The 13,447-nt window shown below is 66.9% G+C and carries 8 protein-coding genes; 7 read left to right on the forward strand and 1 reads right to left on the reverse strand.

The genetic code is table 11. The features are described from left to right. Window positions 1-168 precede the first annotated feature (168 nt). Window positions 169-3,657: a ribonucleotide-diphosphate reductase subunit alpha gene (locus tag IE00_RS13390; RefSeq protein ID WP_072297705.1), complete on the forward strand. Its 3,489-nt coding sequence runs from the start codon at window positions 169-171 to the stop codon at window positions 3,655-3,657. 179 nt (window positions 3,658-3,836) lie between these two features. Further along, window positions 3,837-5,270, forward strand: coding sequence for a mannose-1-phosphate guanylyltransferase/mannose-6-phosphate isomerase (locus IE00_RS13395; protein ID WP_072297706.1), 1,434 nt, complete (start codon window positions 3,837-3,839; stop codon window positions 5,268-5,270). A 35-nt stretch (window positions 5,271-5,305) separates the two neighbouring features. Here IE00_RS13395 and IE00_RS13400 read toward each other — a convergent pair whose 3' ends face one another. Next, window positions 5,306-6,058, reverse strand: a complete 753-nt coding sequence (locus IE00_RS13400) for a DsbA family protein (protein ID WP_072297707.1) — start codon at window positions 6,056-6,058, stop codon at window positions 5,306-5,308. Window positions 6,059-6,227: 169 nt separating this feature from the next. Between IE00_RS13400 and IE00_RS13405 the strand changes: the two genes are divergently transcribed. The 5 genes from IE00_RS13405 to IE00_RS13425 all read left to right on the forward strand — a co-directional run bounded on the left by IE00_RS13405 (window position 6,228) and on the right by IE00_RS13425 (window position 13,447). Next, a complete protein-coding gene (locus tag IE00_RS13405; RefSeq protein WP_072297708.1) occupies window positions 6,228-7,364 on the forward strand; it encodes a pyridoxal phosphate-dependent aminotransferase in 1,137 nt (378 codons plus the stop codon). Further along, entirely contained in the window at window positions 7,361-8,581 is a 1,221-nt protein-coding gene (locus tag IE00_RS13410; protein WP_072297709.1) for an N-acetylmuramoyl-L-alanine amidase, read from the forward strand. The genes IE00_RS13405 and IE00_RS13410 overlap by 4 nt, the downstream gene beginning before the upstream one ends. 77 nt (window positions 8,582-8,658) lie before the next feature. Continuing rightward, window positions 8,659-11,202: a penicillin-binding protein 1A gene (locus tag IE00_RS13415; protein ID WP_072297710.1), complete on the forward strand. Its 2,544-nt coding sequence runs from the start codon at window positions 8,659-8,661 to the stop codon at window positions 11,200-11,202. An 82-nt stretch (window positions 11,203-11,284) separates the two neighbouring features. Next, window positions 11,285-12,412, forward strand: a complete 1,128-nt coding sequence (gene prfB / locus IE00_RS13420; protein ID WP_072297711.1) for a peptide chain release factor 2 — start codon at window positions 11,285-11,287, stop codon at window positions 12,410-12,412. A gap of 48 nt (window positions 12,413-12,460) precedes the next feature. Further along, on the forward strand, window positions 12,461-13,447 hold the full coding sequence (locus IE00_RS13425) for an aldo/keto reductase (RefSeq protein WP_072297792.1): 987 nt from the start codon (window positions 12,461-12,463) through the stop codon (window positions 13,445-13,447).

Consider the following 13,447-nt stretch of genomic DNA (forward strand, 5'->3'; position numbering starts at 1 on the left):
GCAGCGGCACAGGTTGCGCGCGTCACGGGTCATGCCGGACGCGCGCATCCCAAGGGCAGCGGACGACCGGTATGCCGGATGGTCGGGCCATCCTGCGGATGCCCCATGGGCTGACGGCCCGTCACGCGTCGCGCGGCCTCAAGGCAGGCTAGTACAGGACGCGCTGACATGCAGATCGAACGTCGTTTCTCTTCCTTGGATGCCGGGGCATATGGCGATATCGCCTTTGTCACGCGCCTGATCGCGCAAGGCCCCGAGGCCGAGGATGGCGAGGGCGATCCGGTCATCGTCCCCGCCCATTTCAGCCAGGTCGCAGCCGAGGTCATGGCGCGGTCCTTTTGCCACGCCGATGGCGTCCCCGCCATCCTGAAGCCCGTGCCCGAGGACGGCGTTCCCGAATTTCTGTGGCGGCACGAGGCCGACCTGTCGGCGCTGCAGGACCTGCCCGCCGATCAGCGTTTCGGACCCGAAACCGACGCACGCCAGGTTTTCGACCGCATGGCGGGGGCATGGACCTATTGGGGCTGGAAGGGCGGCTATTTCGACGGCCCCGAGGATGCCCGCGCCTATCTGGACGAGATGCGCGCCATGCTGGCCAGCCAGATGGCGTCGCCGTCGCCCGAACAATGGCAGGGGACCGGCCTGCATTGGGCCTATGGCATCGCCACGGGGGAACCGGGCTTTCGCGTCGATCCCGCGACCGGGCGGGTGGCGCGCGCCGACGCGTCCCATCCCCGCCCCCATGGCCATTTCATCCAGTCCATCGGCGACGGCCTGCCCGATGAGGGCGCCTTGGACCTGTGGCAGCGCGAGGCGCGGCTGATCCGGCAGGCCAAGGGCAGCGGCACGAATGTCAGCGACCTGCAGGCCGCCGACGAAACCCCGTCGCAGGGCGGGTTGATGGATGCCCTGCGCCTGGGCGACCGGGTGGCAGGCACGGTGCGTCCGCACGGCCAGAACCGCCGCAGCACCCGCATCGCCATCTGCGACATCGACCACCCCGAGGTCGAGGATTTCATCGACTGGAAGCTGGAGGAGGAGAACAAGCTTTCCAGCCTGATCGCGGGCGCCCATCTGCATCAGCAGCACCTGAACGCGATCTTTGCCGCCGTCGCGCAGGGCGGCAGCGACCCCGCCCGGAACGCCACGCTGACGCAGGCCCTGCGCGAGGCGCGGCGCGCGATGATCCCCGAAAGCTTCCTGCACCGGGTCCTGCATTACGCGCAGCAGGGGTTCACCAGCATCCGGTTCCCCAGCTTCGACACCGATTGGGACGGGACAGGCTATGCCAGCGTTTCGGGCCAGAACGGCGACACGGCTTTGCGCATCAGCGACGCGTTTCTGCAGGCGGTGCGCGATGATCGCCCATGGGCCCTGTTGCGCCGCAGCGATGGCGGCGTCGAACGCAGCATCCCGGCCCGCGCCCTGTGGGACCGTATCGGCCATGCCGCCTGGGCCAGCGCCGAGCCTTCGGTTCAGTTCCACGACACGATCAACGCCTGGCACACCTGCCCGCAGGACGGCTGGGTCCGGGGCAGCAGTGCCGATGGCGCCTTCCTGTTCCTGGACGACACGGCCTGCAGCATCGCGGTGCTGAACCTGCCGGCCTTTCTGCGCGACGGGGCCTTCGACGGCGAGGGTTTCGCCCATGCCGTCGGCCTGTGGACCCTGACCGCCGACATCACGGTCGCCATGGCGCAGTTCCCCACGGCCGGCATCGCACAGCGCAGCGTTGATTTCCGTCCGCTGGGGCTGGGATATGCGGGGCTTGGCGGGCTGCTGATGCGGATGGGACTGGGATATGACAGCGATGCGGGCCGCGCGATGGGCGCGGCGATCACCGCGCTGCTGACCGGCACCGCCTATGCGTTCAGCGCTCAGATGGCTGCGCAGCTTGGTGCCTTTGCCGGCCATGCCCGGAACAGCGACGCCATGCTGCGCGTCATCGCCAACCACCATGCGGCGGCCCATGATGTCGGCGGTCACGACGGGCTGAACGTCGTGCCCCTATGTCTGGACGGCGATGCCTGTCCCGACCCGTCGCTGGTCGCCTTGGCCCGCGATGCCTGGGACAGGGCGCTGAGCCTGGGCCGCACCCACGGGTTCCGCAACGCCCAGGCCAGCCTGATCGCCCGCGCGGGGCAGATCGGGCTGATCCTGGATTGCGACACGCAAGGGTTGGACCCCGATCATGCCCAGGTCCGGTTCGCGGCCCTTGGGGGGCAGGGGGAAGCCAAGGCCCTGAACCCGGCGATCCTGCAGGGGATGGCAGCCCTGGGCTATGACGACGACCAGATCGCCGATATCGCGGCCCATGCGGTGGGCCACGGCACGCTGATCGGCAGCCCTGCGATCGACCACGATGCGCTGACCGCCAAGGGCTTTGGCCCGCGGCAGCTGGACCGGGTCGAGGCCGCGTTGCAGGGTGCCTTCGACATCCGCTTCGTCTTCAACCAATGGACCCTGGGGCGCGATTTCTGCCGCGGGACGCTGGGCATCGCCGACGACCTGCTGGCCGATCCGGGCTTCGACCTGCTGGCGCATCTGGGCTTTTCGCAGGCGCAGATCGATGCGGCGAACGACCATGTCTGCGGCACCATGACCATCGAGGGCGCCCCGCATCTGCGCGCGCAGGATCTGGCGGTCTTCGACTGTGCCAGCCCCTGCGGGACGCGCCAGCTGTCGGTGGACAGCCATGTCCGCATGATGGCGGCCGTGCAGGGCTTCGTTTCGGGCGGCATCGCACGGACCATCGACCTGCCGAACGCGGCGACCATCGCCGACACGCTGGCCCTGCACGACCTGGCATGGTCGCAGGGCCTGAAGGGCAGCGCGATCCACCGCGACGGTTCGCGCCTGTCCCAGCCCGTCATCCGGTCCCTGATCGGCGAGGAGGAGGACGCGCAGGCCATCATCGCGGCCCCGCCCCGCCAGCGCGCCGGCATCATGGCCGAAAAGATCGTCGAGCGGATCATTGTCCGGGAAATCCGTTCTCAGCGCGAAAAGCTGCCGCTGCGGCGCAAGGGCTATACCCAGAAGGCCAGCGTCGGCGGGCACAAGGTCTATCTGCGCACCGGCGAATATGACGACGGCAACCTGGGCGAGATCTTCATCGACATGCACAAGGAAGGCGCGGGCTTTCGCGCCATGATGAACAATTTCGCCATCGCCGTGTCGGTGGGCCTGCAATACGGCGTGCCGCTGGAGGAATTCGTCGACGCCTTCACCTTCACCCGGTTCGAACCGGCAGGTGCCGTGCAGGGCAATGACAGCATCAAGAACGCGACCTCGATCCTGGATTACGTCTTCCGCGAACTGGCGGTCAGCTATCTGGACCGGACCGACCTGGCGCATGTGAAACCCACCGGTGCCAGCTTTGACGACCTGGGCGAGGGCGAACGCGAGGGCGAGGCGCCCCGGGCCGATCCCGCCCTGCAACCCCTGACGATGCTGCGTCAGGTCAGCAGCGCCGGCTATCTGCGCAAGCGCCTGCCGCAGGAATTGATGGTGCTGCAAGGCGGGGCAGGGCGATCGCAGGGCCAGACCGCGCTGCGCGTCGATGCCGAGCCTTGCGCCGCCTGCCAAGAGGGCGTCATTCTGCGCGATGGCGCATTCTGCCGGTGCAGCTGCTGCGGCTGGTCGGGCGGCAGCGCCTGACGGCCGGCGGATGTGCCGGTGGCGGATCGTCTTTTGTCTGCAACAGCTTGGCCCGCCGCCGGGTCTATCCGGAAGGATCGCTTGACGCGGGCGCGGCCGCCGTACTTCACTGCGGCTGCATGGTCGGTCCCGGGGGCCCGGCACAATGACATGGGGCGCCTTGCGCCAAGGGGTTTGTGATGGTCAAGATTACACCGGTTTTGATGGCTGGGGGGTCCGGGACGCGGCTGTGGCCGGTTTCGCGGAAAAGCTTTCCAAAACAGTTTGCCCAGCTGATCGGGGACGAAACCCTGTTCCAGGCCAGCGCGCATCGCCTGTCGGGGCCGGATTTCAACGATCCGGTGGTGATGACCAACAGCGATTTCCGCTTCATCGTGGCCGAGCAGCTGGAACAGGCGGGCATCAATCCCGGTCAGATCATGATCGAACCCGTAGGCCGCAACACCGCGCCTGCCATCCTTGCAGCCGCCATCATGATCGCGGCCAAGGACCCCGAGGCGATGGTGCTGGTCGCGCCTTCGGATCATGTCATTCCGAATGTCGATGCCTTCCTGGAGGCGGTGCGCCAGGGCGCGACGGCGGCGCAGCAGGGCCGCATCGTCACCTTCGGCATCACCCCCGACCGCGCTGAGACGGGCTATGGCTATCTGGAGCTGGCCTCGACCGGCACGGGACCGCAGCCCTTGGCGCGCTTCGTGGAAAAGCCCGATGCCGAACGTGCGGCCGCGATGGTGTCCGAAGGGAATTACCTGTGGAACGCGGGCATCTTCCTGTTCAGCGCCCGCGCCATGATCCAGGCCTTCCGCGACCATGCCCCCGATTACCTTGACCCCGTTCAGGCGGCGCTGGACGACGCGCATATGGACCTGGGCTTTCTGCGGCTGGCCAAGGCCCCCTGGCAGGGGCTGCGCGACGAATCCATCGACTATGCGGTGATGGAAAAGGCCGACAACCTGACCGTGGTGCGCTTTTCGGAACGCTGGTCGGATCTTGGGGGCTGGGACGCCGTCTGGCGCGAGGCATTGGGCCGCGCGCCTTCGGATGACGGCGTGGTCACCGACGGGCATTCGACGGCGATCGATTGCCGCGACGTGCTGCTGCGGTCCGACAGCGACGACCTCGAGGTCGTGGGCATCGGGTTGTCGGACGTGATGGTCGTGGCGACATCGGATGCGGTTCTGGTGGCCGACAGGTCGCGCGCCCAGGACGTGCGACAGGCCGTCGTCGCGCTGAAGAAGAAAAGCGCCAAGCAGGCCGAGGCCTTCCCCCGCGATCACCGCCCCTGGGGCTGGTTCGAGACGCTGGCCCTGGCCGACCGGTTTCAGGTCAAGCGCATCGTGGTGAAACCCGGCGCGGCACTGTCGCTGCAAAGCCATGTCCATCGGTCCGAACACTGGATCGTCGTGTCGGGCACGGCCCGGGTCACGGTGGATGACAGCGTGACGCTGGTGACCGAAAACCAGTCGATCTATGTGCCCCTGGGCGCCGTCCACCGGATGGAAAACCCCGGCAAGGTGCCGATGGTCCTGATCGAGGTCCAGACCGGCAGCTATCTGGGCGAGGACGACATCATCCGATACGAGGACGTCTATGCCCGCAGCAGCGCCGACTGAGGTGGCAGCCCCGCCGCATGGGCGGGGCCGCCTTGTCACATTGCGTCGCGCACCTGGTCGATGGCGCTGGCAACGCCTGCACGGGGAACGCCGCGCAGCATCTGCTGGCCAATGATGAAGGTCGGGGTGCCCTGGATGGCCATCGTTTCGCCCAACTCGCGGTTCTTGACCAGCACCTGCGTCACCTCATCCGAGGCCATCTGCGCGATGACCTTGTCGGCATCCACGTCGATCTGTTCGGCCAGCTTGCGCAGGGCATCCTCGGTCGCGGGGCTGCGCAGGGTGATCAGCGCGTCATGGGCGGCCTTGTAAGCCTCGTCGCCCGCGATCTGCTTGACAGCGATGGCAAAGCGGCTGGAAGCCTCGCTGTCCTGGCCAAGGATTGGAAATTCCTTGATGATCAGGCGGATATTGCCGTCATCCTCGACGGCATCGACCACTTCCTGATTGTATTGGCGACAGACGCCGCAGCGGTAATCCATGAATTCGACCATGGTCAGGTCGCCGTCGGGATTGCCGCCGACCCAGCTGTGGCCGTCATCAAAGATCGCGTCGTGGTTTTCGGCCACCAGATCCACGTCATCCTTGGCGGCCTGTTCGGCCTGGCGGCTTTCCAGCTCGTTGATCGATTCGATCAGCACCTGCGGATTGGCCATCAGGTATTCGCGGACCGCAGCCCCGAATTCGGTCTTTTCGGCATCGGTCATCGCGCCGATGTCGAAGGCCATGGCTGGGGCGGTCAGGACGGGTGTCGCGCCAAGCAGCAGCGCGGCGATCAGGCGTTTCATGATGGGAACCCTTCGGAGTGTCTTTGCGCCAGCTTGGACCGGGGGGGCTGGGATGGCAAGAATGCCGGGGAACAAGGCTGCGTGACGGGCGGGCATGGCGCAAAAGGCTGGATGGTCCGGCCCGCGCGCGTTATCACCGGCCCGCAGGACAGGACATAAGGGCAACGCCATGCGACATTCCACCCGCGGTCAGGTCGACCCCTTCATCGTCATGGACGTGATGGAGGCCGCCCAGAAAGCCGAGGCCGCCGGTCGTCACATCATCCATATGGAGGTCGGCCAGCCCGGCACGCCCGCCCCGCAGGGTGCCCGGCAGGCATTGGCCGGGGCGCTGGACCAGCCGCTTGGCTATACCTCGGCGCTTGGGCTGCCGGCGCTGCGGCAGGGGATCGCGGATCTTTACCGGCGCTGGTACGGGGTCGATCTGGACCCGGCGCGGGTTGTCGTCACATCGGGCAGCAGCGGGGCCTTCCTGCTGGCCTTTTCGGCGCTGTTCGACGCGGGTGACAAGGTGGCGATGGGGTTTCCCGGCTATCCCAGCTATCGCCAGATCCTCAAGGCGATGTCGCTGGAACCGGTGGGCATCCAGACCCGGCCCCAGGATCGCTACCAGCCGCGCCCGACCGACATTCCCGATGGCGTGCAGGGGCTGATCCTGGCATCGCCGGGCAATCCGTCGGGGACGGTGCTGAACGTGCCGGAACTGCGTGCCCTGACCGATGCGGCACGGGCCAGGGGCGTGGCCGTCATCTCGGACGAGATCTATCACGGGCTGTCCTATGGCGACCGCTGCCACTCAGCGCTTGAAGTGACGGATGAGGTTTTCGTCGTAAACTCTTTCAGTAAATACTTTTCCATGACCGGATGGCGCATCGGCTGGATGGTGGTGCCGCCAAGCCATGTCCGCACGGTGGAGCGTCTGGCGCAGAACATGTTCATCTGCCCGCCCCATGCCAGCCAGATCGCGGCCCTTGCCGCCCTGGACTGCATCGATGAGGCCGAGGCGAACCTGGCCGTCTATGCCGAAAACCGCCGCCTGATGCTGCAGGAATTGCCCGAGGCGGGCTTCGACCGCATCGCCCCGCCCGAGGGTGCGTTCTATGTCTATGCCGATGTGTCGCATCTGACCGAGGATTCCGTCGCCCTGGCGGCCGAGATCCTGGAACATGCGGGCGTCGCCGTCACGCCGGGGCTGGATTTCGATCCCGTGCGGGGTGCGCGGACGCTGCGCTTTTCCTATGCCCGCGCCACCGCCGACATCGCCGAGGGCCTGCGCCGCCTGACCGGATACATGGCGACCCGATGATCCGCAAAGCCGCCCTTCTGGTCCTTGCCCTGCTGCTGCCGTTCATGGCGCATGCGCAGGGGCCGGCGCGCATCGACGTGGGGGCGTCTTCCGTCACGTGGCAGGACGTGGGGTGGTGGCAGGCGGTCTTTGGGCCGCGCGCGATGGACCTGTCGCTGGCGCTGGACCAGGCCGTGCCCTATCGCGTTTTTCTGGTCGGCGACCCCGCCCGCCTGGTGATCGACCTGAAAGGGGCCAACCTGACCGCGCAGGACCTGCCGCAGATCTTCGGTCACGACCTGCTGCATGCGGTGCGCAGCGGCAGCTTTCAGCGCGGCTGGTCGCGCATCGTGCTGGAACTGCCGGGGCCCTATCGCGTGGCCAGCGCCGGGATGGACACCCGCGGGGCGCTGGCGCGTCTGGACATCGCGCTGTGGCCCGTCGCGCCCGATCAGTTCACGCCGCGCCCCTCGGCTGCGGCGGCGCTGCGCAACCTGCCCGATCCGGCGGTGCTGTCCGACACGCCCATCCGGGGCGAGGGGCTGGTCGTCACGCTGGACCCCGGTCATGGCGGCTTTGACCCCGGTGCGCAGTCCGATGACATCACCGAGGCCGAACTGGTCCTGACCTTCGCGCTGGAACTGCGCGAGGCGATGCAGGCCAAGGGCATCACCGTCAACATGACGCGCGACAAGGATGATTTCGTGGCCCTGGAACAGCGGATGACATCGGCCCGTGCAGCCGGATCGCATCTGCTGATCTCGCTTCATGCCGACGCGCTGCCCAAGGGCCAGGCCGCCGGCGCCACCGTCTATGTCTGGAGCAATTCGGCCGATGACCGCGCCGCCCGCCAGCTGGCCGCGCGCCACGAACGCAAGGACCTGTTGCTGGGCATGGACCTGACCGGCCAGGACGACGCGCTGGCCCATGCGCTGATGGATTTCGCCCGCACCGACACCCAGCCCCGGTCCGAGGGCTATGCCCGTCAGCTGACATCGCGCATGGCGCTGATGGGGATCGGGCTGCACGGCCGTCCGGTGCAGGGGGCGGCGTTTTCGGTGCTGAAATCGCCCGACATCACCTCGGTGCTGCTGGAATTGGGCTTCATCACGGATGGTTACGACCGGGCCAAGATGTCGGACCCGCTGTGGCGTGGCCGGATGGTGCAGGCCGTGACCGAAGCCACGCTTGGCTGGTGGAAGGACGAAGCCGCACGGGGGGACCTGCTGCGCCGGTAATTCCGCCAGTGTTGCTTTGACCGGAAGGGGCTGTGCGTCTATAGACTGACCCTGGGATTTCCAAAAGGCGACATCACGTGCTGCGAGCCATACTTTCATTCATCGGAGCGATCTTTTCCTGGTTCGTCACCGCCAGCTTTTTCATCGCCCTGACCTTGGGCGGGATCTTCTGGGTCTATTCCCGTGATCTGCCCAGCCACGAGACGCTGGCCCAGTATTCGCCCAAGACCATCAGCCGCATCTATTCCGCCGAAGGCCAGCTGATCGACGAATTCGCCGAGGAACGCCGCATTTTCGTGCCCATCGACGAGATCCCCGACCTGGTCAAGCAGGCCTTCGTCAGCGCCGAGGACAAGAATTTCTATTCCCATCCGGGCTATGACCTGCGCGGCATTCTGGGGGCCGCCTATCAGGCGGCGGCCAGCGGCGGGTCGCAGGTGCGCGGCGCGTCCACCATCACCCAGCAGGTGATGAAGAACTTCCTGCTGTCCAGCGACCGCAGCGTGGAACGCAAGGTCAAGGAACTGATCTTGGCATCGCGGCTGGAACAGACCCTGTCCAAGGACCAGATCCTGGAACTGTACCTGAACGAGATCTTCCTGGGCCAGAACAGCTTTGGCGTCGCCGCCGCCGCCCAGACCTATTTCAACAAGTCGCTGACCGAACTGGCCCCGCACGAGGCCGCGATGCTGGCATCCATGCCGCAGGCGCCCGGCCGCTATCACCCCGTGCGCGCCAAGGAGCGGGTGACCGAACGGCGCAACTATGTCCTGCGCGAGATGTGGCAGAACGGCTATATCGACGAGGCCGCCTATGAGGCCGAAGCCAAGCTGCCGCTGCGTTCGGTCCAGAACGGCGACTTCAAGTCCTTTCAGAACCAGCTGCCCGACCGCGACTATTTCACCGACGAGATCCGCCGCCAGCTGAGCCGCGAATTCGGCCAGGAGGAATTCTTCGGCGGCGGCATGACCATCCGCGCCACCGTCGATCCCGACCTGCAGACCGAGGCCGAGACCGCCCTGCAGAACGCGCTGGAGGAATATGACCGCGGCCTTGGCATCTGGCGCGGCACCGGCGAGGTGCTGCCCCCCGAGGCGCTGACCGACCAGGTCGCATGGCGCGGCGCGTTGTGGGACCTGCGCCTGCCGCGCGACATTCCGGGTTGGCATCCCGCCGTCGTGCTGGAGATGGGCGCCACCGACGCCCGCATCGGCATCGAGGGCATTGAGGAGGATGCCGACGGCCACTGGATCACCGCCGCCGACGTCCAATGGGCCCGCAGGCGCAATGGCGATGGCAGCCTGGGCCCCCGCGCGCAGGTGGCAGACGACCTGCTGGACGTGGGCGACGTGGTGCTGGTGCGTGCCATGACCAATGACGGCGACGGCAGCTTCATCCGCTGGACGCTGCGGCAGGTGCCGCAGGTACAGGGCGGCTTTATGGCGATGGACGTGAACACCGGGCGCGTGCTGGCGATGCAGGGCGGGTTTTCCTATCAAAGCTCGGTCTTCAACCGGGCCACACAGGCGCAGCGCCAGCCGGGATCGTCCTTCAAGCCCTTCGTCTATGCCGCGGCGCTGGACAACAACTATACCCCCGCCACCATCGTGGTCGATGAGCCGATCCGCGTGAACACGCCCCAGGGCCTGTGGGAACCCAAGAACAGTTCGGGGCAGCATTACGGGCCGACGCCGCTGCGCACCGGCATCGAACAGTCCCGCAACCTGATGACCATCCGCATCGCCGACGATATCGGCATGGACCAAGTCGCCCGCTATGCCGAGGATTTCGCCGTCTATGACGACCTGAAGCCATTCCTGGCCAACGCGCTTGGGGCGCAGGAAACGACGCTGTTCAAGATGGTCGCCGCCTATGCCATGTTCGCCAATGGCGGCGAGCGGGTCGAACCCACGCTGGTCGACCGCGTGCAGGACCGCCGCGGGCGCACCGTCTATCGCCACGACCAGCGTGTCTGCGAAACCTGCGGCATGCAGCCCTTGCCCGTGGGTCAGGGGCCGGTCATCGACAGCAACCGCGAACGGGTCATGGATGCCGTGACCGCCTATCAGCTGACCTCGATGATGGAGGGGGTGGTCCAGCGCGGGTCGGGCAAGGGCGTGAACCTGCCTGTGCCGATCGCGGGCAAGACCGGCACCACCAACGATGCCAAGGATGTCTGGTTCATCGGCTATTCCAGCAACATCGTCGCGGGCTGCTATATCGGGTTCGACCAGCCGCGCAGCCTTGGCGACCGCGCCTATGGCGGCACCCTCTGCGTGCCGGTCTTCAACGCCTTCATGCGCGATGCGGTGGCGAAATTCGGCGGCACCGAATTCAAGGTCCCGCCGGGCGGCTATTGGGTCAAGATCGACCGCGTGACCGGTCAGCGTCTGGCCGATGATGCCAGCGGGCCGAACGTCATCTCGGAATATTTCCGCGACGGGACGGACCCGGACTGGATGACGCCCTATGTCGTGTCGGGCTTTGGCGACAACAACGTGATCCTGCCGTGGGAGGCCGGCGCCGCGGCCGCGACATCGATCACCACGTCGACGGGCAAGACGCGCGTCATCCCCAAGCGGGCCGATTTCGGGTCCATGTCCTCGGGCGGTCTTTACTGATCGCGGCGGCGGGTGGTCTTGCCGAAGCCGGCCCGCCGCGTTATCACCCCGGACCTGACGCCAGACCGAAGGGAGCCCGCAGATGCGCGCCGAAACGCAGTCCACAATCGAGGCCATCCGTCGTTCGCTGACCCTGCTGGGACAGCGCCTCGACTGGCAGACCGCGCCCCATCGCCTGGAAGAGATGAACGCCATGATTGAGGATGGCGATCTGTGGTCGGACCCCGCCCGCGCGCAAAAGCTGATGCGCGACCGGCAGTCGCTGTCGGATGCCATCGACACCTATCGCCGGATCGAGGGCGATCTGGCCGCCAATGCCGAGATGGTCGAACTGGCCGAGGCCGAGGGCGACGCGGATCTGGTCGCGGAATCCGAAGCGAACCTGAAGGCACTGGCCACGATGGCCGCCCAGAAGGAACTGGAGGCCCTGCTGAACGGCGAGGCCGACGCCAACGACACCTTCCTGGAGGTGAACGCGGGCGCGGGCGGCACGGAAAGCTGCGACTGGGCGTCCATGCTGGCCCGGATGTATGTGCGCTGGGCCGAGAAGAAGGGCTATGAGGTCGAACTGCTGTCGGAAACCTCGGGCGACGAGGCCGGCATCCGCAGCGCCGCCTACAAGATCACGGGCCACAATGCCTATGGCTGGCTGAAATCGGAATCGGGCGTGCATCGCCTGGTCCGCATCAGCCCCTATGACAGCGCCGCGCGCCGCCATACCAGCTTCAGCAGCGTCTGGGTCTATCCGGTGGTGGACGACAATATCGAGATCGACATTCCCGACCGCGACATCCGCATCGACACCTATCGGTCGTCGGGCGCGGGCGGTCAGCACGTCAACACCACCGACTCGGCCGTGCGGATCACGCACCTTCCCACGAACATCGTGGTGACCAGTTCGGAAAAGTCCCAGCACCAGAACCGCGCCAACGCCATGGCGGCACTGAAGGCGCGTCTGTACCAGATGGAGCTGGACAAGCGGAACGCCGAGATCAACGCCCAGCACGCCGCCAAGGGCGATGCGGGCTGGGGCAACCAGATCCGGTCCTATGTCCTGCACCCCTATCAGATGGTCAAGGATCTGCGCACGGGCGAGGAGACCAGCGATACCCAAGGCACGCTGGACGGCGATCTGGACCGCTTCATGGCGGCGACGCTGGCCCTTGACGTGGCCGGCAAAAGCCGGGCCGAGGCGCAGGGCGACGATTGAGACAGGCGGGCACCCTTTCGGGTGCCCTTTTCATTTCGGGGTATGGGCATGATCCACAAGCGGCAACTGGGGCAGGGCGGCCCGATGGTGGGCGCGGTCGCGTTGGGCACGATGAACTTCCTGGGCACCTATGGCGCGGCCGATTCCGGTGCCAGCCTGCGCTGCATGGCCGAATGCGTCGAGATGGGGATCGACCATGTCGACACCTCGGATGTCTATGGCGCGGGCGGGGCCGAGGAATTGCTGGCCGGTTTCCTGAAAACCCATGGCGACCGCGTCACGCTGGCGACCAAGGGCGGGATCACCCGCCAGCCCGACCATCCCTTCGACAACAGCGACGCCTATCTGACCCGTGCGCTGGAAGCGTCCCTGAAGCGGTTGGGGGTCGAACGGGTCGATCTGTATTACCTGCACCGCCGCCAGGCCGACCACCCCATCGAAGACACCATGCAGACCCTGCTGCGCCTGCGCGATCAGGGCAAGATCGGGGCGATCGGCCTGTCGGAAATTGCGCCCGCGACGCTGGAACGCGCTGCCGCGGTGGGGCCTGTCGCGGCGGTCCAGTCGGAATATTCGCTGTGGACGCGCCAGCCCGAACTGGGCCTGACAGGGGCCTGTGCGCGGCACGGGGCCGCGATGGTGGCCTTTTCCCCGGTCGGGCGCGGCGTCTTCGCCGACACGCCCCCCGATCCGACGGGTTTTGGGCCGGGCGATCTGCGCGCCACGATGCCGCGGTTCCAGCCCGACAACTGGGCGCGGAACCTGCCGCGCCTGAAGGCCTTTGGCGATCTGGCGCGCGATATGGGCCAAAGCCCCGCCAGCCTGGCCATCGCCTGGGTGCTGTCGCGCGCGCCCCATGTCATCGCCCTGCCGGGGTCGCGCGACATCGCCCATTGGCGGCAACTGGCGCAAGGGGCGGACCTGTCGCTGGATGCCGAACAGCTGGCCCGGATCGAGGCCGTGCTGCCGGCCGGTTGGGCGCATGGTGCGCGCTATGGCGGTGCCATGGCCATCGGTCCCGAAAGCTATTGCTGA

Origin of the sequence: Paracoccus sp. SM22M-07 (assembly GCF_001887735.1) — a bacterium.
Classification (GTDB): domain Bacteria; phylum Pseudomonadota; class Alphaproteobacteria; order Rhodobacterales; family Rhodobacteraceae; genus Paracoccus.

Coding starts and splice junctions, on each gene's coding strand:
- prfB (WP_072297711.1), top strand. CDS start 11,285: ATGCGCGCCGAAACGCAGTCCACAATCGAGGCCATCCGTCGTTCGCTG.
- IE00_RS13410 (WP_072297709.1), top strand. CDS start 7,361: ATGATCCGCAAAGCCGCCCTTCTGGTCCTTGCCCTGCTGCTGCCGTTC.
- IE00_RS13400 (WP_072297707.1), bottom strand. CDS start 6,058: ATGAAACGCCTGATCGCCGCGCTGCTGCTTGGCGCGACACCCGTCCTG.
- IE00_RS13405 (WP_072297708.1), top strand. CDS start 6,228: ATGCGACATTCCACCCGCGGTCAGGTCGACCCCTTCATCGTCATGGAC.
- IE00_RS13395 (WP_072297706.1), top strand. CDS start 3,837: ATGGTCAAGATTACACCGGTTTTGATGGCTGGGGGGTCCGGGACGCGG.
- IE00_RS13425 (WP_072297792.1), top strand. CDS start 12,461: ATGATCCACAAGCGGCAACTGGGGCAGGGCGGCCCGATGGTGGGCGCG.
- IE00_RS13390 (WP_072297705.1), top strand. CDS start 169: ATGCAGATCGAACGTCGTTTCTCTTCCTTGGATGCCGGGGCATATGGC.